The organism is uncultured Brachyspira sp. (assembly GCF_944388875.1).
Lineage (GTDB): Bacteria > Spirochaetota > Brachyspiria > Brachyspirales > Brachyspiraceae > Brachyspira.
In genome coordinates, this window is the sequence record NZ_CALXKQ010000001.1 from 41564 (window position 1) to 64492 (window position 22929).

A 22929-nucleotide genomic window follows, 5' to 3' on the forward strand; every position below is an offset into this window, starting at 1 on the left:
AATTATTGATTTACCTGCTTATTATTATTTACAATATTACTGTTGTCTTTAGCTGATATTTCTACATCAAAATATGAAGGCTCTATCTGAACTAATTTTGTATGCATAGGTATATTAGCTTCAACTGATATATTAGAATGCACTCCAATATTTGTTACATCTTTTAAATCTAAAGATAATAATATGTCATTAGCAGATATATTAGTAAGCAGACTTTTATTTGCTTCTAATACAACTCTCTTTACTATAAAGCCTTCATCAGAGTTTACATTAAATCTGCTGTCTAAATTATCCAAACTTACAACAATATCATTAAATTCAACCCTTTCTACATTTTTATTAAATATAATGCTTACATTAACTCTTGATACATCCGATTTTATATTCTTAGGTAAATTTATTCTTGATATTGCAGAATAATCCAAATATTTATCTGTTAGGTCTATATTATATGTTTTTATTTCATCTATAGCGGATATTAAAGTTTTAGGTCCTGATATAATAGTATTTGAAGGATTAACTATAATATCATCAACACTTAATCCTAATGAAGCTACTCCTATTGTAGATGCTTCTATGGGAACGGTTTTATATGCCAATTCATCCAAAACTATTGGTATTTTATTCGGATTTACTGTAATATTCATTTTTGTATAATCTATATCTCCTGCTAAATAAACCTCATACATATTGCTTCCTATAGATGCATTTGTAAGATCTATGTAGGTACTGAATTCAGTAGGAAGTTCGTATACATTATCTTTAAATCCTTTTAATGTAATAGTAACATTTTCCTGAACATTATTAGCTATTAATAATCTTGAAGGTATATTTCTAATTTCAATTTTAGTAACATAATCTTTGGCGTATTCTTTTTGATATCTTACAAACAAAAATAATAAAAATGACATTGCAAGACATAATAATTTAACCCAAAATCTATTCGTTATATAGTTTAACGCTTTTTTATAATTAAATTTTTTAATAGTTAGTTTTTTTTTATTACTCATTTTATTTCTAAAAGCTCTCCAAGTCTTCTATCTAATTCTTCTCTGCTTAAATTATATTCTAATATTCCATTATGTACTATAGATACGCATTGAGTTTCTTCAGAAACAACAACTACAACAGCATCAGTTTGCTCAGAAACACCAAGTGCTGCCCTATGTCTAGTACCAAGCCTTCTATTTTTTATTTTAGGTTCTATTTCTGTAAGAGGCAGATATGCACTTGCAGCAGCTATTCTATTTTCCATAATAATAGCTGCTCCGTCATGTATTGGGTTATTCTTAAAAAATATTGACTCTATAAGTTCTATAGATATATCAGCATTAAGTTTAACCGCTCTATCAACCAAAGAATGTAATGATATATTTCTTTGAAAAACTATTAAAGCACCATATCCTTTATATGATAAATTAAATGTTGCACTAAGTATTTTTTGTATCTGATCTTCATCATATCTGAAAGATTTTTTTAAGAAAGCTCTTCCGCCTAATATTCTAAGTCCATGTTTTATTTCTGCTTGGAAAAGTACTACTATAGCAATAAGTCCAACTTGAAAGAATTTATCGAATATCCATGATAATGTAGTAAGTCCGAATACTTTAGCTATTAAAGTTATGAAAAATAATATTATAAAACCTACAGCTATGCTATATGCTCTAGTATTGTACATTAGCATATATATTATATAAAATAATATAGCAACTAATATTATGTCAAGACCATAAGAGAGATATCGCCAATTTGAAGTTGATATAAAATTATTAATATTGTAAAGCATATACTTGGATATTATACCATATTTGCTTGTATTTGTAAATATATTTTATTTATTAAAACTTAAACTAACATTATTGAACCTAGTATTCATTTTACCTTTTGAATAAAGTGTTTTTCCTTCTTTAATTGTTTCCATAACTTCAATATTTTTTATATCCATAGGATCGCATTTTATTGGATTATCGCTAAGTATTACTAAATCTGCCAATTTGCCCTCTTCTATAGTACCTTTTAAATTTTCTTCCTTATTTTGATATGCTGCATTTACTGTAATAGCTTTCAAAGCATTATATGGAGTAACCTTCTGATTTTCACCTAGTAATATGCCATCTCTTGTAATTCTATTAACTGCACACCATACTGTTTCAATCATATTAGGTTTTATAACAGGCGTATCCTGATGATAAGTGAATGCTAAATTATTATTTAATGCCGTTTTTGATGCACTTATTTGAGAAGCTCTATCCATACCTAGATTTGCTATATGAGTATCACCCCAATAGTATACATGTGCTACGAATATTGAAGGTATGATATTGAGATTTGACATAGATGTATATTGCTCTTCGCGTATTATTTGACTATGTACCAATACAGCTCTATAATTATTTGTAGTGTTTCTTCTGTTCATAACATTGCTGAATGCATTAATATATTGATCTGCCGCTGCATCACCATTGCAATGTGCCTGAAGCTGCATTTTTTCATCCAATGATTTTTCAACATATTTTTCTACAGCGGCATCATCATATATCCCGTATCCTCTGTATCTTGCAGGTCCGCTTATATACGGCTGCTCCAGCCATGCTGTTTTTGCCTGAGGAGAACCGTCTAGGAATATTTTGTATCCACCTATTTTAAATCTATTGCTGTATTTTCCTATCATTTCAGCATTAGTTTCTGTTAATGAAGCTGAGTTCTTCAAATCTATAAAGCCAATTATATCTATATTAAATCTGTTATTTGTTATCATATTATTTATAAGAGGAAATTCTGCTGTTGAAATCAAAGCATCCTGTGCTGTTGTAATACCATATCCTAAATATACATTTTCTGCCTGATTAATAAAATTCATCAAATCTTCATCTGTAAACGAAAATTTAATACTTTGTGCATAATGCATAAATGCTGTTTCTTCCATATATCCAGTAGGCTTTCTGCTGTTAGGATATCTTTCTATAACTCCGCCTTCTATATCAGGAGTGTTTTCATTTACTCCGAATTCCTCCAATGCTTTTGAGTTCATAGCACCAACATGCCCTGATGCATGCGTTATAAATATTGGATGAGTAGTTGAAATTTTATCTAAATCATCCCTATTAGGATTTTTTTTACCAGGAAGCAAATTATTATCATACCCAAATCCCACAACCCAAGCATCATCTTTCAATTTATTTACTTGTATATAATTTGTAATCTTTTCAGCAATTTCTAATAAATTAGTTGATCCCGTTAAATCTACAGTTGTAAGCGACTGAGCAAATCTTATTATATGGCTGTGTGCATCTATAAAAGAAGGCATTAAAGTTTTTCCTTTTAAATCTATAACTTCAGCATAGGCATTATTTATTAAACTTTTTTCATCTTCATCAGTATATACTACTTTCATTATGGTATTATCTCTTACTTCAATGGCTTTTGCATATATTGGTTCATCGCCTTTCATTGTTAGTATATCGCCGTTATGATAAACTCTTATTTTATGTGTTATCTTATCATGGCATGAATTTAATGATATGCCGATTATTAAACAAATAAGCATGAAATATATTTTTTTCATTTTAAGTCCCTCTTTTATATTGTTATTTTATTATTTTTATTATTCAGTTAATTCTTATATAGATATTATTATAACATTAATAATAAAAATATATATCAATTTTTTTATATTAGTAAGATTACTTTTTCAGATATTTCTGCTAATATATTATATATATGTTCTAATTAAGGAATATATAATTATTTTTTATTTTAAAAATGTACAAAAACTCATACTAATAAACTTTATAATTAAAACTTGACTTAATACTTTTTTATAGTTAAAATATGATAAATATAGTGTAATTTTTGTTTTAAAATAATTAAAGTAGTAATTAATGAATAATATAAATAAAGATAAAATAAGAATCATACCTCTTGGCGGAGTTCAGGAAATTGGTATGAATATGACTGTAATAGAATATGGAAACGAAGTATTAATTGTTGATTGCGGTTTTATGTTCCCAAGATATCACATGCTTGGTATAGATTATGTTATACCTGATACTTCGTATTTAGAAGATAAAAATGTTATAGGTTTAATTCTGACACATGGGCATGAAGATCATATAGGTGCGATACCGCATTTTTCAAAAAAATTTCCGAATATTCCAATATACGGTACAAGATTAACTGTAGCATTTCTAAAAGCCAAATTTAATGATTATAAAAATGAATATAAAGATATAAAGATATACGAGATTGAACCTAGAAATAAAATACAATTAGGAATGAACTTTGATATAGAGTTTATAAGGGTTAATCACAGTATACCTGACGGTGTAGGTATTGCTATAACTACACCGCTTGGAGTTATAATACATACGGGAGATTTTAAAATAGATTTAAACCCTACTACTGACAGATTTATAGATTTATATAAATTTGCTGAATATGGAGAAAACGGAGTACTTCTAATGCTTGCTGATTCTACTAACTGTCAGAAAGATGGTTTTTCTATGAGCGAAAGTGTAGTTCAAAATAATATGACTCCATTATTTGCATATAAAGACGGCATGATTATAGTTGCAGTATTTGCAAGCAGCATAGAAAGAATACAGGATTTAGTAACTGCTGCTAAAGTTAATAATAAATATGTAGCTTTTTCTGGAAGAAGTTTAATCAAATATACAAAAATAGCTGAAGATATGGGATATTTAAATCTATATGATATAGTAATACCAATAGATAAAATAAACAGATACCCTAGAGAAAAAATAGTATGCATTACCACAGGAACTCAGGGTGAACCTTACTCATCATTATCTCTTATAGCAGCAGAAGCTCATAAACATATAAAAGTTGAAGACGGTGATATGATAATATTTTCATCAAGCGTTATACCGGGAAATGAGATGGCTGTTACAAGAATGATAAATAATCTATTCGATCTTGGTGCTAAAATGGTTGGAGAAGATAAAAAACTTCTTCATGTATCGGGACATGCATCAAGTGAAGATTTAAAATTAATGTACAGATTGGTAAAACCTAAATATTTCGTACCTATTCATGGAGAAAAAAGACATTTAATAACGCATATAAAATTAGTTGAAAACTTAAATGGATTAGATTCTAAAGGTTTTTTATTATATAACGGTGATGTATTAGAAATAGATGAAACCCTTGAAGCACAATTAGCAGAGCCTATAGAGATAAGAAATATATATGTTGATGGCAAAGGTGTAGGAGATTTAGAAGAGAGCATATTCTATGACAGAGAGCAATTATCTCTAAATGGTGTTGTAGTTGCAAATGTAGTTGCTAAGAAAAATAAAACTGGAAATTATGATATAAAAATAGACTTGGAAAGTAAAGGCTTTACATATAATGGAGGAGAAAAAGAAGGCTTAATAACAAAAAATGAACAGCTTATAGAAGAAGGCACAAAGTATGCTATAGAGGCTGTTAGGAAACTTCTTGACAGAAACAAAAGAACTCCTTCTACAATTAAATATGAAGTGAGAGAGGCTTTAAGAAAAAAGTTTATACAGATTATAGGAAGAGAGCCTGTAATATTTGTATGCCTATATATAGATAATGTTTATGTAGAAACAATAGATAATAATAAGCAGGAAAACAAAAAAATAGAAGTATTAGATAATATAGATAATTCAAATATATCAAGCATAATAACGGAGGAAAAAAATCAATGTCATACGAAGAAGAAAAAGAAAATAATCAAGAAGAAAGCAATGAAGAAAATATCATCAGCAAAGAGAGTAAAACAAAAAAAGAAAAAAGTAAAAGAGAGTTAATATTTTTTACGCTTATTATTATATCAATAATAACTGGAATACTAAGTATATTCTTAAAACCTGAAAATAAAACAGTATCAATATCTTACGGATCATTACCAAGTAAAACATCTATAAAAGATGGTATAGCTGTAATTGATTTAACAGGCGTAATAACCCATGTAAGAAGAAAGACAAATTTAGGTATAGAATTTCCATCTGTAACAGAAGAGTTAATGGATGATTTTGATTATTATATGAAAAATGACAAAGTAAAAGCTATAGTTCTTCAAGTGGATAGTCCAGGAGGATCATTAACTTCATGCGAAGAGGCATTGAAATACTTACAGAATCTAAAAGAAAAATATCCTAAACCAATAGTAGCATCATTCAGAAGCATGGCAGCAAGCGGCGGATATTATATATCTATGATAGCAGATAAAATATATGCAAATGAATCTACTTTAACTGGAAGTATCGGTGTTATATCTCAGTTTTTTAATGTTTCAGGGTTAATGGATAAATACGGAATAAAAATGTATACAATAAAAAGCGGAAGAAATAAGGATTCACTATCACCTTTTAGAGAGCCTAGAGAGGATGAATTAGAATATTGGCAGTCAATGACAGAAGAGTTTGTTGCCCAGTTTACTAATGTTATAGAACAATCAAGAGGCGATAGAATAAAAGGGGATAGAAATAATATATTTGACGGAAGAGTATTCAGCGGTAAAAAAGCATTAGAAATTGGATTAATAGATTCAATAGGTACATTGCAGGATGCAGTTAAAGATGCTGCAGAAATGGGCGGTATAAAAGATGAAGAGCCTTATATCATAAAAAAACCTGAAACAAAAAACAATGTATTAAATTTACTGCTTGCCAATGTTTCTGATATGATAAAACCTAAATCTTCAATTCCTATACCTTATGAAGAAATAATGAATACTAAATATATAGGAGTGCCTATGTATATTTATATTCCGAACTATATTGGAGAAAATTAATGAAAATATATGAAGCTATGTATTATTATTTATTAAAGCCCAAAGAAGCTATAAAAAAATCTATTAATTTTGAATATTCAATATTAATATATTTATTGGCATCTTTAAGCATATCTATATCAGCAATATATTCAATTAATAATAGATCGAATATACTAAATCTATTTATACTCACTTTTGGAATAGCTGCTTATATAGCAATATCAAATATAATAAAAATATCTATTATTAATCTTACAGTATCAATATTTTTAAAAAATAAAAATAACATTAATATAAAAACATTTATAAATAACTGTTTCGGAATATACGGCATATTCATATTTGTACTGCCTATAACTTTATTATTCGGCAGATTTTCTTCTCTTTACTTTATACAATTTATAATGTTTTTTATATTAGGATTATATTATATTGTGCTTATGTTTAATAATATAAAATATTCATTTAATATAGACAGTTCATTTAAAGCATTTTTAGTTTTAATTACTCCTATAATATGTGATTATTTAACTTATATATCATTAGCAATATTAATATTTGGTACTATCATTAGTTATATATAAACATGAAAAAAATTAATAAATACGTAATTAAAGAAACTATAGGACCTTTCTTAGCTGGTATATTATTTTTTACATTTATATTTGTAATACAGCTTCTGCCTGAATTAATAAGACTTATTATGAATAATGGGGCTCCTTTATTTATGTCATTGGAAGTATTTGTATATATGCTTCCGTTTAATATAGCTATAACTATACCTATGTCAATATTAATGGCGAGTATTATAAGCTATGGAAGATTATCATCAGACAATGAAATAATAGTAATGCGTGCTTTAGGTTTTCCTCATATGAGAATATATGTTCCTATTATGATACTTGGAGTTATTACATTTATTTTTTCACTATTTTTTAACAATGTTATTATGAGTGAAGCTAATTATAGATACAGAGCATTAATCTCATACATGGTTAATATAAGTCCTTCTATTGCTGTAGGTAAATTGGAGTTTTCAGAAATAAGCGACATGAATTTATCAATAGGTGCTAAGTATGCTGATGATAAAAGTATATCAAATGTAGTTATATATGACGGTTCTTCTGATGATAAAAGAGTTATAACAGCTAAATATGGATTATGGAAAAATAATGAAGCCAATTCAAGAGTTGTTACTTTAACATTGTATGACGGCATAGTACAGGAAATGCCTAATTACGGATATGTTACCAATGATTATACAGTATTTGACTCTATGGACATTAATATTATTAGAGATGTAAGCAAATTAACTTCTCATGAAAGAGGATTAAGAGAAATGCCTTCATGGGAAATAAGTAAAAAAATAAAAAATGCTAAAATTGAAGCTAATAAATCGGTGGATGAGCAGATAAAAGGAACAATTAACAATGCGTATAGAAATACAGACACGAATAATATTTCTCTTGCATCTTTTTCCAATGAATATGTAAAAACCAATAACATGGAAATAAAATCTATAAGAGAAAAAGCAATTGAAGAGGCTGTACCTTATTTTTACTATATAGAATTTCATAAATTTTTATCAATACCTGCGGCATGCCTTTTTATGGTTATTATAGGTGCACCTTTGGGAATTGTAGGTAAAAGAAGCGGAAAGGGATTTGGATTCGGATTATCAGTTATAGTAGTAGTTATATACTATTTACTTATAACAGCTGCAGAAATAATAGCTGGAGGAAAAACTATACCGCCGTTAATAGCAATGTGGTTTCCAAATATTATATTGGCGGCAATGGGGGCTTTCCTTATGATAAGATCATTTTTCAGCAGAGGAAAATAAATTAAGAATTAGCTAAATCCTCCCCTATTTTTTTAAGCTGACTTAATATATCATCATTTGGCTTATCCTTAGCTATAACAGGTTCTCTAAATAGTTTAATACCATTATTTAAAGCATCAACTTCCCAATCTCTCATCCATTTTCCATCACCCCATCCGTAAGAGCCGAATATAAATACTTTTTTATCTTTCAAATATGGCTTAACCATTTCATACATAGGCAGGAATTCTGTATCTTCTAAAATTTCTGCCCCCATAGCAGGGCATCCTAAAGCTATACAATCATAATTTTTGGCAGCATCAATATCAAAGTTATAAGCCTTAAAAGTTTCAACCTCAGCACCATTAGCCTCAGCACCATCTTTTATAGCCTTACCCATTAATCTGGTATTTCCTGTTTTACTCCATACAACTAAAGCAATTTTTTTTGACATAATTTTATATTAATAATCTCCAAAATTATTATTCTTTTACCGCATCAGATATTTCTTCTTTAGCCTTATCAATAGCATTTCCAGCATCTTTCATGCCGTCTTCTATTGATTTGGCAGCATTATCTAAAATATCTTCCGTACTTTCGCCTGCTTTTTTAACACCATCCTTTGCTGCTTTTGAAGCGTCATCTATTTTTTCATTAATTTTGTCAGTTAATTTATCTATAGCCTTTTTATCCTTTTCACATGAAACTGCAAATATTGATAAAATTAAACAAAAAGTAAAAATAATTTTTTTCATGGTACAATCCTAATGTATTTTTTTTAATTATAATTATTAATAATCATTTGTCAAGATATTGGAGAATTTGAAATATATACATTTATCTTATATTTGTTTTTAATATTTTTAGAATTATATATACTTGTAGCCTTAGCAAGCCTGTCATTAAATTTTTCTACCAAAAAGTCAGCATCCTCAACTTTAGGAGCTAAAATAACTTCTTTTAATGATTTATTATCAAATATGTAAAGATAATTTTTATATGAACGCTTCATTTCATTATCAATATGAAGAGGATTGCTTCCATATTCAATTAACTGTATAATACGCATTTCCTGCTCCTCTACAAAAGAAGAATCCTTTATTAAATATTGTATATTCATAAGTAATTGATAGGATAATGATATCTCTTCTGCATTAAAAGTTTTTATTGTATTGAATATAGAATCAAATACATAGCCTATATTGTTTTTTAATTTATCATAAAATCTATCACCGTAATTCCATAAATCATAATCTTTATTTAAATCTATAATCAAATTATCATAATCCGATTCGCATGGATTAAATACTATTTCATTTCTTTTTATATTATAATATAAAACAAAATATAAAGGCAATGTTTGTTCTTCATAAAACTCTATATTAGAATAATTGTTTTTATCATAAGAGAATGAAAATAGTATGCTTGATCCTCTATTATTAAAAGAAGTATCAAAAAAAGATTTATCAAATACTAAACAGCATCCTGTTCCCTCTTTATTGTCAGATTTACCATATAGTCTGTACATTGTCAAAGAATCCTTGCATCTGCTGAAGGAAGTTTGCAATGCTATAAAATTATTAATGCTTGCATATTTAGAGTTTACATTATTATTTCTAAGCAGCTGCATTAATATCTTACCCTCTTTAGGATCATTGGCATTTTTAACGCTGGTCATTCTAAGTTTATTTTTTTTAAGCATTATATTATTATCGCGTTTGCACATATTCTGTACTTTATCGTATCTTCTATCGAATGCCATTTCATTAAATACTTCTATACTTGTATAATGAGATATTTCATTAACTTTATCATAATCTTTTACAGATATTAAATATAAAAATACATACTGCAGTATCCATAATTTTTTTAATTTTGCCCTATTATTTTCTTCAATATCTCTGACTATAAAATTAAAATACTCCTCTTTTTCTTCAACCCAAAAACTATCCTCTTTCAATATTATGTTAATAAGTTTTTCTATGCTTATATACTCTATAAATCTTGATATAATATAAAATATATTAACAGAATTTGATTCTTTTATATTCAAAAGCAAAGTTAGAGCATAATCATACTGAGATAAATTTATCAATGCAGCAGATTTTAAAAAATATATTCTATCATATATGGTGTCATTTTCCATTATACCAATTCCCATATATTCTATAGGCTCTTTATTTTTAATTATTGTATCACCTCTGGAGTTATTATCATCCAATATAGCAAGTGCTTTATCAAGATATTTTATAGCCTCCTGATATTTTCCAATATTAACGAGCAAACCAGCCTTATTCAAATAAATTACCTCTAATGATTTATTGGTATCTATAGCCTTATTATAAACTTCAAAGGCTTCATCTATTTTACCAAGTTTCTCCAAAATAATGGCAACATTTAAATAAGCATAATCATATCCTAATTCAGCAGCTTTATTAAAAAAATATAAAGCATCCTCATACCTCTCAAGTTTTGAATATATTATGCCTATATTAAAATATGATATCTCAGATTTTTCATTAATTTCTATTGCTATATTAAATGCCTCTAATGCCTCATCAAATACCATTAATTTTGCTAATATAATGCCTTTATTAATAAAAGCCTTTTCATATACTGGATTAATACCTATAGCTTTATTATAATACTCTATAGATTCTTCATATCTATTCAAATAATATAATGTCAAAGCTTTTTTATAATATACTCGGGCAAAATACCTATCTCTGTAGCTGCTGTCTAACACCTTCTCATAATTTTTAAAATAATTGATTATTTTAGAATAAATCCTCAAAGCAGATGAATATTTCTCTAAATTAAAATAAAATCTCGCCTGAACAAACATACTGTCTATTCTATCTTTTATCATTAATCATAACTCCATATATATTAACTTTATTATAAACTATTTCTTAATAATATAAAATAAAAATATGAAAAATATCATTGACAATTTTAAAGTGCATGGTAAAATTACTTTTTACAGTAATTTAAAAATATAATATTTTTTATAAGGATTTATGAATATGAAAAACAGCGACAAGGGATTCTTCGGTAAATTTGGAGGAAGGTTTGTACCAGAAGAATTAGAAAAATTATTAATCGAATTAGAAAATGCATTCTCTCACTATATCAACGATAAAGAGTTTTTAGAAGAACTTGCTGAATTAAGAGAAGACTTTTTAGGCAGACCTACACCTCTAATGTATGCCAAAAACCTATCTGAAAAAATAGGCGGTGCTAAAATATATGTAAAATTGGAAGGACTTGCACATACAGGAGCACATAAGATTAACAATTCTATAGGACAGGCATTGTTAGCAAAAAAAATGGGAAAGAAAAAAATTATTGCAGAAACAGGGGCAGGTCAGCATGGACTTGCAACAGCAGCAGCATGTGCCAAATTAGGACTTGAATGTTCTATTTATATGGGAGAGATAGATGTTAAAAGACAGCAGCCTAATGTTGCTTCTATGGAATTATATGGGGCTAATGTTATATCTGTAAAAAAAGGAGGAAGAGGACTTAAAGATGCAGTTGATGCTGCTTTAGAAGATTGGGTAAAAGATTTGAAAGAAACTCATTATCTTCTTGGAAGTGCTGTAGGACCTAGTCCTTATCCTGATATCGTAAGAACTTTTCAATCTGTAATAGGAAAAGAATTAGAAAAACAGATAGAAGAAAAAAAATTAAATGTAAAAGCATTAATAGCATGTGTGGGAGGCGGTTCCAATGCTATAGGTTTTTTTGAGCCATTCATAGAAAAAGAAAGTCCTAAATTAATCGCTGTTGAGGCTGGAGGAATAAGCATGAATCTTGGAGAGAATGCCGTAAGAATGAATAATCCTTATGCTAAAGATGTTGCTGCTCAAGGGTATATGAGTAAATTTATTTTAAAAGAAAATGGAGAAATATCTGAAACTATGTCCATATCTGCAGGATTGGACTATCCTGGTGTTGGTCCTCAGCTTGCATATTTGGGAGAATCTGGAAGAATAGAGTTTACCTATGCAACTGACAAAGAAGCAATTAATGCTGTTAAAGAGTTTGCTAGAAATGAAGGAGTCATATTTGCATTAGAAAGTGCTCATGCTGGAGCTAAAGCAATTGAATATGCTAAAAATTATACCAAAGATGATGTAATTATTGTTAATATGTCAGGAAGAGGGGACAAAGATATATTTATAACCTCTCCTATATTCAGACCAGAAAAATGGAAAGAGTTTTTAAAAGATGAATTAGAGAGATTAGAGAAAAATGTAGACATACATAAATTTTAGCCTCCGATATATATAATTAAGAAAAGATTTCTAATTATTAATAAATAATGATTAGAAATCTTTTTTTTAATTATTATTTATAAGTATTTTTATATGAATTAAGAAATTAATTATTAAATAAAATATATATGCTAAACTTGTTTCAAAAGTACTATTGAATAATTGACAAAATATTTTTGCTATAATAAAATAATATAAATATATAAAAAAGCAGTAATAATTATGAAAGAGTTTAATAATAAAGAATTAGAAATAGTAAAATATATAAAAGAATATTTACCGTTTAGAGAAAAACATATACTTTCAACTAGAGAACTTTCTGTAGAATTAGCTTATAAATACAATACAGACCCAGAAAAAACTTCAATAGCTGCATTATGTCATGATTTAGGAAAAAGATATAAAGATGATGAAATGCGTAAAATAATATTTGAAAACGATAATATAGAATATCCAAGCTATATAACAGGAGCATTGCTTCATGCTAGAGTAAGTTCTATAATATCAGAAAAAGAGTTCAATATAAAAGATAAAGAAATTTTAAATGCTATAGAAAGCCACACAGTAGGACATGGTAATATGACTATGATTGAAAAAATAATATATGCCGCCGATTATCTTGAACCTACACGTAAACTTGAAACAGCAGATAGAATAAGAGAAAAAATTTTTATAGATTTTGATGCCGCCTTTTTAGAAGTGGTTATGCAGTCCATAAGTTTTGTACTTAGTAAAAAGCAATATTTATCAGACAAAACAATAGAACTTTACAACTCATTAGTTATTAGGTAATAAATATTTATGGATATAAAAAATAATAATACTAAAAGAGCATATATAATATTCGTATCAGACAGCAAACAGTATAGAAACAGCAAAATAAATATAGATAATATACTAAGTGAACTTTCAATGCTTTGCGATACTGCTGGATATGAAGTGATTGAAAAATATTCTTTCATTCAGCAGAAAATAACAGCAGGCACATATATAGGAACTGGTAAATTAGAAAGTTTAAAAGAAAGTGCTTTAATTGACAATGTAGAATATTTTATATTTGATAATGAATTAAGCGGTTCTCAGGTTAATGCTATAGAAGAAAATTCTAATATAACAGCTCTCACAAGAACAGAGATAATATTAGAAATATTTGCTATGCGTGCTAAAACAATGACTGCCAAAATGCAAGTTGAATTAGCTTTTTTAGAATTTGAATATCCAAGACTTAAAGGTAAAAGAACTAATTTGAGCCAAATAAAAGGAGGCATTGGTTTAAGAGGAGGTGCTGGAGAGAAACAGCTAGAATATGATAGAAGACGTGCAAGAGAGAGAATACATAAATTAAAATCTCAATTAAGCAAAGTAGAAAAATCAGCAGGCACAGGAAGAAAAGGAAGGGGAAATGCATTTAGAATAGCAATAGTAGGATACACAAATGCAGGGAAAAGCACATTATTTAACTTATTATGCAAAGAAAGTGTTTATGTTGAGGATAAATTGTTTGCCACTTTAGATACGCATACAAGAAAGTTATATATAAGCGATGATACACCTGTTGAAGTTATAATAAGTGATACAGTTGGTTTTATAGACAGACTTCCTCATACTTTGGTAGCTTCATTTAAATCTACTCTTTCTGAAGTTATAGAGGCTGATTTGCTGCTTCATTTATCTGATGCATGTGATGAAAATATAGATGAAAAATTAATTCATGTTGAAAGCATAATAAAAGAAATAGATGCCTCTCATATAAAAAGAATAGTTGTTTTCAATAAATCTGACAGTATAGACGAAATACAAAAAAACAAAATATCTATTTCTTATAATGACGCTATATTTATAAGTGCTAAAAATAATATTAATATAGATGTTTTAAAAAAGAAAATACTTGATATTATAATGGAATTAAATTAATTTAATTCTGCCTTCTTAATTGCACAAATATAACAACCCAGAAATCTTCTCCGTTAACTGCATAATGGGATATTCCAATATGAGTAAATTTTTCACTTAATATATTTAATTTATACTGATCAGAATTCATCCAATAACTTACAACAGTTTCTGCATTTTTAAATCTATATGCAATATTTTCATCAGAAGAAAATACCCTTATTCTATTTTGATAAAGCAATTCATCATATTTTGTATTATTAGGTCTAATATGAGAGAAATTAATAGAAAGCTCCTTTGCCCTAATATCTGCTATATTATTTAGACTCTCATCATTTTCAAATAAGAATAAACTTTCCTTTTCTCTTATATTATTTATAACTTTCAATGTTTCCTGTACATCATTAGTAATTATACCATTATTCATTTGAGAATATAATAATGATGTGAAACTCAAAATAAATATAAATAATGCATTAATTATTATTCTAAACATAGATAAAATATAATATTTTTTTGCTATTTTTCAAGCCTAATCAATAATTTATTTTTGTTAAAATCGGAAATATTAGAATGCGTAATATTATAAATTATTCTATTTCTTATCTTATTAATAACGCAAATATCTTTATAGTCATAATAGGATATAATATCTAAAATCTCATTAGTAATATCTATTATATATTCGCTTGATTTTTTGGAACATAATCTGCTGTAAACTTTTAATATATAATCTCCGAAATATTTTATAAGTTTTACATTATTAGATATAACAGCACTTTTAAAATGAGATGAATATATTTTTAACGCTTCTATATTATCCTCTCTTATATATTTATCCAAAAACAATGAAAACATATTTATATACTCCAAACTCTTATTTTGAAGTTTATTACATATTTCATCTTTATTTATAACATGAGTCGAATATTCTAATTGGAATATTATATTTCCTTCTTTGTTTGGAAAAACAATATTATCAATATTGCAGTCAAATGGATTTTCTAATTTTAATCTAATATTTTCTATATATTTTAAATTTTTATTTAATTTACTACCGCGTATTTTATGTTTTTGCGTATCAACAAGAAATAAATATTCAACATTTTTTGTTTTATTAACTATAGACCTTTTAGCTCCTCTGTATTTAGTATATTCTGAAGTTACAATATTTAATTCGCCCTTGTTCTCAAGTATTGATATTAAATCATCGTATTCTATTATTCCATCGGTAGAATAGCTCATCACTATATGTCCTGCATCTATATTATCAAGTAAATTTATTAAAGCATCTTTTGCCGTTTTCTTATAACAGTATAAGGATTTTGTTTTTACCCAATCCTTTCTTATTCCGCTCTTATCTGTCTTTTTGCCGTTTATGTATATATCCTTATTAATAGGAGGCTTATCCCATAAAGCTATAGTATTTAATAAATGATAATTGCTTCCATACTGATGCTGATTATAAGGAGGATCCAAATATACCAAATCGAAATGCTTATTTTTATTTTTTAATACAAACTCATTAGCATCAAGCATACTGACATGACATTCTTTTCCTGAATATAATGGTATTTTATTTAAAGATATTTCAGCCATTATTCTATTCAAAGCATCTTTATTTCTTCCGCCAAACCCTGCATGAAAAGCCTTGAATACACCAGAAGTATTTGTATGCGTTGCCGCCTCATATATTATAGATGCTATGAGATAATAATATTCCTTTTTATTTATAGCATTATTTTTATAAAGCTCTTCTATATTATGCCTTATTATATCTATTCTCAATGCATTATACTGCGTGTAAAAAAGTCTTTCATTTAATAAATCAGGATTATTATCATCAGAAGGAGCATAATATTTTGATATATATCTGCTATCATCATTAATATTAGTAATACTGTTAATCATGCGTATTGTATTATCTAATCCTCCTGTATGAATGAACATATTATCTGCTTCTTTAATATCAATTTCTAAATGAGCATAGTTTAGTATGTATGAATAATATTCCCAATCATTTGAATATACTTCTAAGTTTAAAGTTTTTAAAAGTCTTGATACGCTTCCGCTTCCTGCAAATAAATCTAAAGCGGTTTTTATATTTTTATCCTCGTATAAAATATTTAAAATGGTATTTTCTATAAAAGGCAGAAGTCGCCTTTTATTTCCAATATATGCTATTAAATTTTCCTTTAGATATTTTTCTTTAATATTAGTTATCATAATCTTATTATCATAATATAGTTTACATAATAATATTAACATAATATCAAGAAAATATCAATAATTATAAAAATTATTATTAATTTAAATTTTTGAATATATCTTTCAAACTTGTTTTTTGAAGCTCTTTTTCCATAGCATTCTGAACATTATCTAATTTCGGCTGAAGTATTTCATTAATTTTACTTCCAACTGGACATTTTTTATTAGGATTTTCATGGAAGCTGAAAAGTGTATTATCATCTAAACTCTCTACAGCATTAAATATATCTAACAATGTAATATTATCAGGTTTTCTATTTAAAGATATTCCTCCTGTACCCCTTTTTACTGTTATGATATCTGCCTTTTGTAATTGGAGAAGTATATTTCTTATTATAACTGGATTAACATTAACGCTTCCTGATATAAAATTTGATGTTACTTTTTCACTTTTGAACTCTAATATGCAAAGCAATGTATGAACAGCTATTGTAAATCTCGAACTAATTTTCATTTAATTATCCTAAATAAATATTTTTAAATTATAATGTATTTGCTCTCTTAATGCAAATATAAAACACTATGGTTGTAATACTTGACATTACAATTATAGTATAGTATCATTGTAATAATTATAGTTACAATAAGGATAAAATATGAATAAATTATTATTTTTAATAGATTACCTTATTAAAGAAGGCAATTATGAATATAATAAAGAATTAGAAAATGCATTAAAAGAAAATAATGAAGAAGTATTGTATAACTATTTCAGATATTTAATGAATATAAGACTTCCTAACAATATAAGCGAAGAATATCTTAAAATAGAAGATGAATATTTGCAGGATAGATTAAAAAGTAAAACAATAACGGATATAGAAAATATAAAATCTATAAGAGATAATTTATATTTATGGCAGGGTGATATAACAGCATTAAATATAGACGCTGTAGTTAATGCCGCTAATTCTGCTATGCTTGGATGTTTTATACCGCTTCATAAATGCATAGATAATGCAATACACAGTGCTTCAGGAACTAGATTAAGACTTTACTGCAATGATATTATGAAAGGAAAATTTGAAGATACAGGAAAATGCATAATAACTCCAGCATTCAATTTACCAAGCAAATATATACTTCACACAGTAGGACCTATAATACAGAACAATGTTTACAAAAAAGATGAAGAGCTTTTATATAGCTGCTATAAATCATGCTTACAAACAGCAAAAGAAAATAATATAAAAAGCATAGCATTTTGCTGTATATCTACAGGGGAGTTTAAGTTTCCAAATGAGGAGGCTTCCAAAATAGCAGTGAATGCTGTAAAAGATTTTTTAAATGATAGCAAATATGATATAAAGATAGTATTTAACGTATTTAAAGATTTTGATTATCAGCTTTATTATGATATTTTAAAATAATTAGGAGAATTATAAATGAATGATAAATTAGAATTAATAAAAAAATTAAAATCAAGCATAGAAAAATCAGATTATATATTGATAGGGGCAGGAGCAGGACTTTCTATCTCTGCAGGATTTTCTTATGACGGGGAGAGATTTGATAAATATTTTAGTGAATATAAAGATAAATACGGTTTAACTGATATGTATAATGCTGGATTTTATAATTATCCTACTTTGGAAGATTTTTGGGGATATTTTTCGCTTCTTGTATACGTTAATAGATATGATATACCAGCAGATGAAACTCATTTAAACCTATTAGAAATAGTAAAAAATAAAAACTATTTTATCATAACAACAAATGTAGATGGAAGATTTGATGAAGCAAATTTTGATAAGGATAAACTTTTTAAAGTTCAGGGGGACTATTCCCTTTTTCAATGTTCTGTTCCATGCCGACAAGAAACTTTTTATAATGAAAAACAAATAAGAGAAATGGTCAAGTCAAGAAAAGATTTAAAAATACCAAAAGAACTTATACCAAAATGTCCTAATTGCGGTAAAAATATGACAATGAACTTAAGATGCGATAATACTTTTGTTCAAGATGATAATTGGTATCATTCTATGGATAGATATAAAAAGTTCTTAAATAAAGCAAAAAATAACAATATATTATTTTTAGAATTAGGGGTTGGGTTTAATACACCTGCTATAATAAAATATTCTTTTTGGGATATGGCTTTAAAAAATGAAAACTCTATTTATGCATCTGTAAATTTGAATGATTCATATGCACCTGATAATTTGAAAGAACGCTCTATATGTATAAATGATGATATACACAAACTATTAGAATATATAAAAAGTTAAAAATTTTAGTTGTAATACTTGACATTACAACTAAAATATATTATTATTGTAATAATAGCTGTTACAACTCTTTAATTAAAGAAAAATATTTTACATAAAAAGGAGAATTAAAATGAAAATTGCAATAATAGCAGCAAATGGAAAAGCTGGAAAATTGATTATGAATGAGGCATTAGAAAGAGGATTAGATGTTACAGCAATAGTAAGGGATAAAACAAAAATAAATAATTCAAAAGTAAAAGTTATAGAAAAAGATTTATTTAATTTGACAAAAGATGATTTGAAAGAATTTGATACCATTGTAAATGCCTTTGGCGTATGGGAAGAAAAAGAACTCGATAAGCATTTATCTGCAATGGAGCATTTATGTAATATACTTGCAAATACAAACATAAGACTTATGGCAGTTGGAGGAGCTGGAAGTTTATATATAGATAGCGGCAAAAAATTAATGGATAGTGAAACTTTTCCTGATATATTCAAACCTCTTGCAAAAAGTATGTCAAAATCATTTGATATATTAAAAAATAAAAAAGATGTTTTATGGACTTATGTATCTCCTTCTGCTGATTTTCAATCTGATGGAGTAACAACAGGAGAATATAATATAGGTAATAATGAATTACTTTTCAATTCTAAAGGTGAAAGTTCTATCAGTTATGCTGATTATGCTATAGCTTTTGTTGATGAAATACAAAATAAAAAATATTTAAATCAGCAAATAACATTCTGTTCAAAATAATAATTATTAAAAAATATAGAAGTTAATAGAATATTATTTTTATCTATTAACTTCTATTAATTATAGATATTTTTATATTATTTAATATTTTTCATATTAGCATTATCTATCACTTTTTTATACGGCATTAAAATATATTCATTCATTTTATTTTTAATCTTTTTTTGCATTGAAGGAATCGATATCAAAGCACCTACTAATTTCATCTGAAGCATTTTCATTCTCTGTTTCTGAGGAAAATCATATATATTATGTTTTTTATAATATTTATGATCTTCCTTCATAAGACCCTGCATTATATATATCAAATCCCTGAATATTTTCATGCCACCAACACCATAAAAGTTTTTAGGACGAGTGCATTTATTATCAATAGCATATTTCATTATAGAAGATAATTTTGAAAGTTCATTATATATATCATTATAATCATAAGCAATATGAGTGAGAAAATTTCCGCCTACTTCAGAACGTGCTTCTATAAGCGTATGTAAATTATATTCTCTCTCATAATCTCCGCTTATTATATATCCTATAGGCATGCCCTCTGTAACAGTTCTATGCCCATTGCAAAATTGCCTGTCATCATATATCTTAAAACTTGAATGCGTATAATGATTTTCTATAGTAAATGCATATATAATTGAATCGGCTGTTTGTATTTCATTACGTAAAAAATCATCAAATCCATCCTTATAAACACATTTTCCAGTAATTGCACATCCAAAGCATCCTAAACATCCTCCATGGAAATTATATTCTCTTATATTTATTTCTCTAGTTTTATAAGGAAATACTGATTTAAAATCTTCAATCATGTTCCTCAAACTTTCATCATCATTAGAACAGTTAGTAAGTATTAAAACATCTTTTGAAGTATCTTTTTCTTTTGAATTGTTAGCATATTTTCTTTTGTATATAGTATTTTCTTTTATATTTGAATTATATCTGTATTTAATATTCAAATTATTCTCTACACAAAAAATTAAATAATTAAAAAAGTTTACTGCATCTTCCTGCCCTTTTTTTTTCATCAAATCTTCCATATCAGCAGAAAGCCCTCTTATATATTTTAATCCTAAGTCTAAACAATTTTCTTCTATAAACTTATGTGCTGTAATATCATAAAAATGCTTTGAAGTAGAAAACTGCGTTGCAAATTTACTTTTTATATTAATATCATTTTCTTTTAATAATTCTATAAATCTATGCAGCTGATATGGTACTAAAAAAGTGTATACTGGATAAGAAAAAATAATTACATCTGTTTTTTCAAGTTCTTCTTTTATCTCGTTAAAGTTCTTTTCATAATATTTTATTTTTTGTCCAACGTTTAAAAATGAAAATTTATGCTCTATAAATAATTTTTCTAAAAATAATAAAGTTTGCAATGTTATGCTGTTATTACCTTTAGGACTTCCATTTATTACTAAAATATTCATTGTAAATCCTTAGTATTATTAATTGACTAGAATATATTATATTTTATAGCGGTAAAATGACAATATGAATTTAAAATAGAACCTATTTGAATTTTATTTAAAATATTTTTTATTTGTCTTTTTTATTATTTTCAGATTTTTCTCTTAAAATATCGTTTATTTGATCCAGCATATCACCTATGAAATCCAATTTATTATCCTCTAATTTTTTAAGTTTCTGAGATATAGCAAATATTTTATCATCGCTGCTTTTTAATTCATAAGTTTTCACATTTAAAAGTATTTCAGGAGAAGTATCCAATGCTTTAGATATTCTATTTAAATTTTTTATTGATATGTTTCTGTTTCCAACTTCAACACCTTGCAGATATTTACCAGAGATAAAAGACTTTTCTGCAAGCTGATCTATAGTTAGCTTTTTATTTTTTCTCAAGGCTCTAATGTTTTTACCTAAATTTCTTAGCATATCATCATCTGTTTTAATCATTATCATAAACTCCATGCATTGAACTCTCAAATAACATGATATACGATAATTTTATTAAAAAAACAATTTATAATATGACTATATCAGAAAAAAGTATACTTTATATAACCTATAGTTCTTATATAAAAGACTACCCATAGAGGGTAGCCTTATAAGTTTTTAAAAATTCTTAATTATGCATAAACATTTAAGTTTTGACCAACACCAGGTCTTACAGGTGCTGATACTGCCTGAGGCTGAACACTAGACATGATTTTATCAACTGCCTGAGCCTGCATATCAGATGTTTTTCTTATCATGCTTATAGAAATATCTTGTTCAAGCATGTTTGATGAATAACTGTTATAAGCTGAAATATCCATAATATTACTCCTTCGTTTTTTAATATAATATATAAAACAATTATAACTCTTAATTGTAAATTATACAATTAATTCAACGATATAATTTTATTATAAAATATAAAAATAAAGTATTTTATGGATATAGGTTTACATAATATTATTATTTGATAATAAAAAAGACCAATTACATATAATTTTACATAATTGGTCATAGAAAATAATTAAGCATATACATCCAACGTATTTCCCATATTGATATTTATAGGTGCAGATGAACCCTGAGGAGTTACAACACTTGCAGCTTTACCAGCAGATTGAGCTGAACCATAAACTGAAGAATTATAAACATTTAACCCAGCAGAAGTCATATGCCTAGTCAATGGAAACATATCAGATGAATAAATAGAATAAACTCCCATTTTTTAACCTCCACAGACTTATTTATTTTATAATATCGGAATATATATGAAAATTATTAGGAAATTTAATATTTTTTACATTTATTTATAATAAATTTACTTTTTGATATATTTGTTTTAAATTATGTATATAACTTGTAAAAATTATAAATTATGTACAATTATTTTATATAATAGTATTGACTTATATTGCAATATACATATACTAGGTATATATAGATTATATTTCGGAGTTTTA

General features: G+C 26.7%; 23 protein-coding genes. 10 read left to right on the top strand and 13 right to left on the bottom strand.

Annotation, left to right across the window (positions count from 1 at the left end; translation table 11 throughout):
• Window positions 1-2 precede the first annotated feature (2 nt).
• Genes Q0J69_RS00205 through Q0J69_RS00215 form a run of 3 tightly spaced genes read right to left on the bottom strand, consistent with a single transcriptional unit; the run spans window position 3 to window position 3565 of the window.
• A complete protein-coding gene (locus Q0J69_RS00205) occupies window positions 3-1010 on the bottom strand; it encodes a CdaR family protein (RefSeq protein WP_297203149.1) in 1008 nt (335 codons plus the stop codon).
• The gene (gene cdaA / locus Q0J69_RS00210) at window positions 1007-1786 is read right to left on the bottom strand and encodes a diadenylate cyclase CdaA (protein ID WP_297203151.1); all 780 of its coding nucleotides are present in this window, start codon (window positions 1784-1786) and stop codon (window positions 1007-1009) included. Before cdaA ends, Q0J69_RS00205 begins: the two co-directional genes overlap by 4 nt.
• Before the next feature lie 45 nt (window positions 1787-1831).
• A complete protein-coding gene (locus Q0J69_RS00215; protein WP_297203153.1) occupies window positions 1832-3565 on the bottom strand; it encodes an amidohydrolase in 1734 nt (577 codons plus the stop codon).
• Window positions 3566-3881: 316 nt separating this feature from the next.
• On the opposite strand from Q0J69_RS00215, the gene Q0J69_RS00220 reads away from it, so the two are divergent.
• From Q0J69_RS00220 to Q0J69_RS00235, 4 genes are read left to right on the top strand one after another with little or no spacing between them, the layout of a single operon-like run.
• On the top strand, window positions 3882-5798 hold the full coding sequence (locus Q0J69_RS00220) for a ribonuclease J (RefSeq protein WP_297203155.1): 1917 nt from the start codon (window positions 3882-3884) through the stop codon (window positions 5796-5798).
• On the top strand, window positions 5693-6784 hold the full coding sequence (sppA, locus tag Q0J69_RS00225) for a signal peptide peptidase SppA (RefSeq protein WP_297203157.1): 1092 nt from the start codon (window positions 5693-5695) through the stop codon (window positions 6782-6784). Before Q0J69_RS00220 ends, sppA begins: the two co-directional genes overlap by 106 nt.
• Entirely contained in the window at window positions 6784-7350 is a 567-nt protein-coding gene (locus Q0J69_RS00230; protein WP_297203159.1) for a hypothetical protein, read from the top strand. The genes sppA and Q0J69_RS00230 overlap by 1 nt, the downstream gene beginning before the upstream one ends.
• Before the next feature lie 2 nt (window positions 7351-7352).
• Window positions 7353-8609 carry an LptF/LptG family permease gene (locus Q0J69_RS00235; RefSeq protein ID WP_297203161.1) on the top strand — a complete coding sequence of 419 codons (1257 nt, stop codon included), beginning with the start codon at window positions 7353-7355 and terminating at the stop codon, window positions 8607-8609.
• Window position 8610: 1 nt separating this feature from the next.
• On the opposite strand, the gene Q0J69_RS00240 is transcribed toward Q0J69_RS00235, so the two are convergent.
• Genes Q0J69_RS00240 through Q0J69_RS00250 form a run of 3 tightly spaced genes read right to left on the bottom strand, consistent with a single transcriptional unit; the run spans window position 8611 to window position 11457 of the window.
• Window positions 8611-9042, bottom strand: coding sequence for a flavodoxin domain-containing protein (locus tag Q0J69_RS00240; protein WP_297203164.1), 432 nt, complete (start codon window positions 9040-9042; stop codon window positions 8611-8613).
• 28 nt (window positions 9043-9070) lie between these two features.
• The gene (locus tag Q0J69_RS00245) at window positions 9071-9343 is read right to left on the bottom strand and encodes a hypothetical protein (RefSeq protein WP_297203166.1); all 273 of its coding nucleotides are present in this window, start codon (window positions 9341-9343) and stop codon (window positions 9071-9073) included.
• Between the two features lie 50 nt (window positions 9344-9393).
• On the bottom strand, window positions 9394-11457 hold the full coding sequence (locus tag Q0J69_RS00250) for a tetratricopeptide repeat protein (RefSeq protein ID WP_297203168.1): 2064 nt from the start codon (window positions 11455-11457) through the stop codon (window positions 9394-9396).
• A 157-nt stretch (window positions 11458-11614) separates the two neighbouring features.
• Here Q0J69_RS00250 and trpB point away from each other — a divergent pair, with 157 nt between their 5' ends.
• The 3 genes from trpB (at window position 11615) to hflX (ending at window position 14782) form a co-directional block, all read left to right on the top strand.
• Complete coding sequence (gene trpB, locus Q0J69_RS00255; protein WP_297203170.1) at window positions 11615-12868, top strand: tryptophan synthase subunit beta; 1254 nt, start codon at window positions 11615-11617, stop codon at window positions 12866-12868.
• A 222-nt stretch (window positions 12869-13090) separates the two neighbouring features.
• A complete protein-coding gene (gene yqeK / locus Q0J69_RS00260) occupies window positions 13091-13660 on the top strand; it encodes a bis(5'-nucleosyl)-tetraphosphatase (symmetrical) YqeK (protein ID WP_297203172.1) in 570 nt (189 codons plus the stop codon).
• Between the two features lie 9 nt (window positions 13661-13669).
• Window positions 13670-14782, top strand: a complete 1113-nt coding sequence (gene hflX, locus Q0J69_RS00265; RefSeq protein ID WP_297203174.1) for a GTPase HflX — start codon at window positions 13670-13672, stop codon at window positions 14780-14782.
• Between the two features lies 1 nt (window position 14783).
• Here the strand turns inward: hflX and Q0J69_RS00270 are convergent, their stop codons facing one another.
• The 3 genes from Q0J69_RS00270 to Q0J69_RS00280 form a co-directional block, all read right to left on the bottom strand.
• Window positions 14784-15257 carry a CAP domain-containing protein gene (locus tag Q0J69_RS00270; RefSeq protein WP_297203177.1) on the bottom strand — a complete coding sequence of 158 codons (474 nt, stop codon included), beginning with the start codon at window positions 15255-15257 and terminating at the stop codon, window positions 14784-14786.
• A 23-nt stretch (window positions 15258-15280) separates the two neighbouring features.
• Window positions 15281-16987, bottom strand: coding sequence for a DNA adenine methylase (locus Q0J69_RS00275; RefSeq protein ID WP_297203179.1), 1707 nt, complete (start codon window positions 16985-16987; stop codon window positions 15281-15283).
• 79 nt (window positions 16988-17066) lie between these two features.
• Entirely contained in the window at window positions 17067-17483 is a 417-nt protein-coding gene (locus tag Q0J69_RS00280; RefSeq protein WP_297203181.1) for an Rrf2 family transcriptional regulator, read from the bottom strand.
• A 142-nt stretch (window positions 17484-17625) separates the two neighbouring features.
• On the opposite strand from Q0J69_RS00280, the gene Q0J69_RS00285 reads away from it, so the two are divergent.
• The 3 genes from Q0J69_RS00285 (at window position 17626) to Q0J69_RS00295 (ending at window position 19999) form a co-directional block, all read left to right on the top strand.
• On the top strand, window positions 17626-18399 hold the full coding sequence (locus Q0J69_RS00285; protein ID WP_297203183.1) for a protein-ADP-ribose hydrolase: 774 nt from the start codon (window positions 17626-17628) through the stop codon (window positions 18397-18399).
• Window positions 18400-18414: 15 nt separating this feature from the next.
• The gene (locus Q0J69_RS00290) at window positions 18415-19257 is read left to right on the top strand and encodes a Sir2 silent information regulator family NAD-dependent deacetylase (protein WP_297203185.1); all 843 of its coding nucleotides are present in this window, start codon (window positions 18415-18417) and stop codon (window positions 19255-19257) included.
• Window positions 19258-19369: 112 nt separating this feature from the next.
• Window positions 19370-19999, top strand: a complete 630-nt coding sequence (locus Q0J69_RS00295; RefSeq protein WP_297203187.1) for an NAD(P)-dependent oxidoreductase — start codon at window positions 19370-19372, stop codon at window positions 19997-19999.
• A 77-nt stretch (window positions 20000-20076) separates the two neighbouring features.
• Here Q0J69_RS00295 and Q0J69_RS00300 read toward each other — a convergent pair whose 3' ends face one another.
• The 4 genes from Q0J69_RS00300 to Q0J69_RS00315 all read right to left on the bottom strand — a co-directional run bounded on the left by Q0J69_RS00300 (window position 20077) and on the right by Q0J69_RS00315 (window position 22691).
• Window positions 20077-21441, bottom strand: coding sequence for an NAD(P)H-dependent oxidoreductase (locus Q0J69_RS00300; RefSeq protein ID WP_297203189.1), 1365 nt, complete (start codon window positions 21439-21441; stop codon window positions 20077-20079).
• Window positions 21442-21550: 109 nt separating this feature from the next.
• Window positions 21551-21928: a helix-turn-helix transcriptional regulator gene (locus tag Q0J69_RS00305; RefSeq protein ID WP_297203190.1), complete on the bottom strand. Its 378-nt coding sequence runs from the start codon at window positions 21926-21928 to the stop codon at window positions 21551-21553.
• A 173-nt stretch (window positions 21929-22101) separates the two neighbouring features.
• Window positions 22102-22290: a putative motility protein gene (locus tag Q0J69_RS00310; protein ID WP_297203191.1), complete on the bottom strand. Its 189-nt coding sequence runs from the start codon at window positions 22288-22290 to the stop codon at window positions 22102-22104.
• A 203-nt stretch (window positions 22291-22493) separates the two neighbouring features.
• Complete coding sequence (locus Q0J69_RS00315; protein WP_297203193.1) at window positions 22494-22691, bottom strand: hypothetical protein; 198 nt, start codon at window positions 22689-22691, stop codon at window positions 22494-22496.
• Window positions 22692-22929 lie beyond the last annotated feature (238 nt).

Excerpts from the sequence above, each read along its gene's own strand:
- Q0J69_RS00205 (WP_297203149.1), bottom strand. The coding sequence starts at position 1,010 with ATGAGTAATAAAAAAAAACTAACTATTAAAAAATTTAATTATAAAAAA.
- cdaA (WP_297203151.1), bottom strand. The coding sequence starts at position 1,786 with ATGCTTTACAATATTAATAATTTTATATCAACTTCAAATTGGCGATAT.
- Q0J69_RS00215 (WP_297203153.1), bottom strand. The coding sequence starts at position 3,565 with ATGAAAAAAATATATTTCATGCTTATTTGTTTAATAATCGGCATATCA.
- Q0J69_RS00220 (WP_297203155.1), top strand. The coding sequence starts at position 3,882 with ATGAATAATATAAATAAAGATAAAATAAGAATCATACCTCTTGGCGGA.
- sppA (WP_297203157.1), top strand. The coding sequence starts at position 5,693 with ATGTCATACGAAGAAGAAAAAGAAAATAATCAAGAAGAAAGCAATGAA.
- Q0J69_RS00230 (WP_297203159.1), top strand. The coding sequence starts at position 6,784 with ATGAAAATATATGAAGCTATGTATTATTATTTATTAAAGCCCAAAGAA.
- Q0J69_RS00235 (WP_297203161.1), top strand. The coding sequence starts at position 7,353 with ATGAAAAAAATTAATAAATACGTAATTAAAGAAACTATAGGACCTTTC.
- Q0J69_RS00240 (WP_297203164.1), bottom strand. The coding sequence starts at position 9,042 with ATGTCAAAAAAAATTGCTTTAGTTGTATGGAGTAAAACAGGAAATACC.
- Q0J69_RS00245 (WP_297203166.1), bottom strand. The coding sequence starts at position 9,343 with ATGAAAAAAATTATTTTTACTTTTTGTTTAATTTTATCAATATTTGCA.
- Q0J69_RS00250 (WP_297203168.1), bottom strand. The coding sequence starts at position 11,457 with ATGATAAAAGATAGAATAGACAGTATGTTTGTTCAGGCGAGATTTTAT.
- trpB (WP_297203170.1), top strand. The coding sequence starts at position 11,615 with ATGAAAAACAGCGACAAGGGATTCTTCGGTAAATTTGGAGGAAGGTTT.
- yqeK (WP_297203172.1), top strand. The coding sequence starts at position 13,091 with ATGAAAGAGTTTAATAATAAAGAATTAGAAATAGTAAAATATATAAAA.
- hflX (WP_297203174.1), top strand. The coding sequence starts at position 13,670 with ATGGATATAAAAAATAATAATACTAAAAGAGCATATATAATATTCGTA.
- Q0J69_RS00270 (WP_297203177.1), bottom strand. The coding sequence starts at position 15,257 with ATGTTTAGAATAATAATTAATGCATTATTTATATTTATTTTGAGTTTC.
- Q0J69_RS00275 (WP_297203179.1), bottom strand. The coding sequence starts at position 16,987 with ATGATAACTAATATTAAAGAAAAATATCTAAAGGAAAATTTAATAGCA.
- Q0J69_RS00280 (WP_297203181.1), bottom strand. The coding sequence starts at position 17,483 with ATGAAAATTAGTTCGAGATTTACAATAGCTGTTCATACATTGCTTTGC.
- Q0J69_RS00285 (WP_297203183.1), top strand. The coding sequence starts at position 17,626 with ATGAATAAATTATTATTTTTAATAGATTACCTTATTAAAGAAGGCAAT.
- Q0J69_RS00290 (WP_297203185.1), top strand. The coding sequence starts at position 18,415 with ATGAATGATAAATTAGAATTAATAAAAAAATTAAAATCAAGCATAGAA.
- Q0J69_RS00295 (WP_297203187.1), top strand. The coding sequence starts at position 19,370 with ATGAAAATTGCAATAATAGCAGCAAATGGAAAAGCTGGAAAATTGATT.
- Q0J69_RS00300 (WP_297203189.1), bottom strand. The coding sequence starts at position 21,441 with ATGAATATTTTAGTAATAAATGGAAGTCCTAAAGGTAATAACAGCATA.
- Q0J69_RS00305 (WP_297203190.1), bottom strand. The coding sequence starts at position 21,928 with ATGATTAAAACAGATGATGATATGCTAAGAAATTTAGGTAAAAACATT.
- Q0J69_RS00310 (WP_297203191.1), bottom strand. The coding sequence starts at position 22,290 with ATGGATATTTCAGCTTATAACAGTTATTCATCAAACATGCTTGAACAA.
- Q0J69_RS00315 (WP_297203193.1), bottom strand. The coding sequence starts at position 22,691 with ATGGGAGTTTATTCTATTTATTCATCTGATATGTTTCCATTGACTAGG.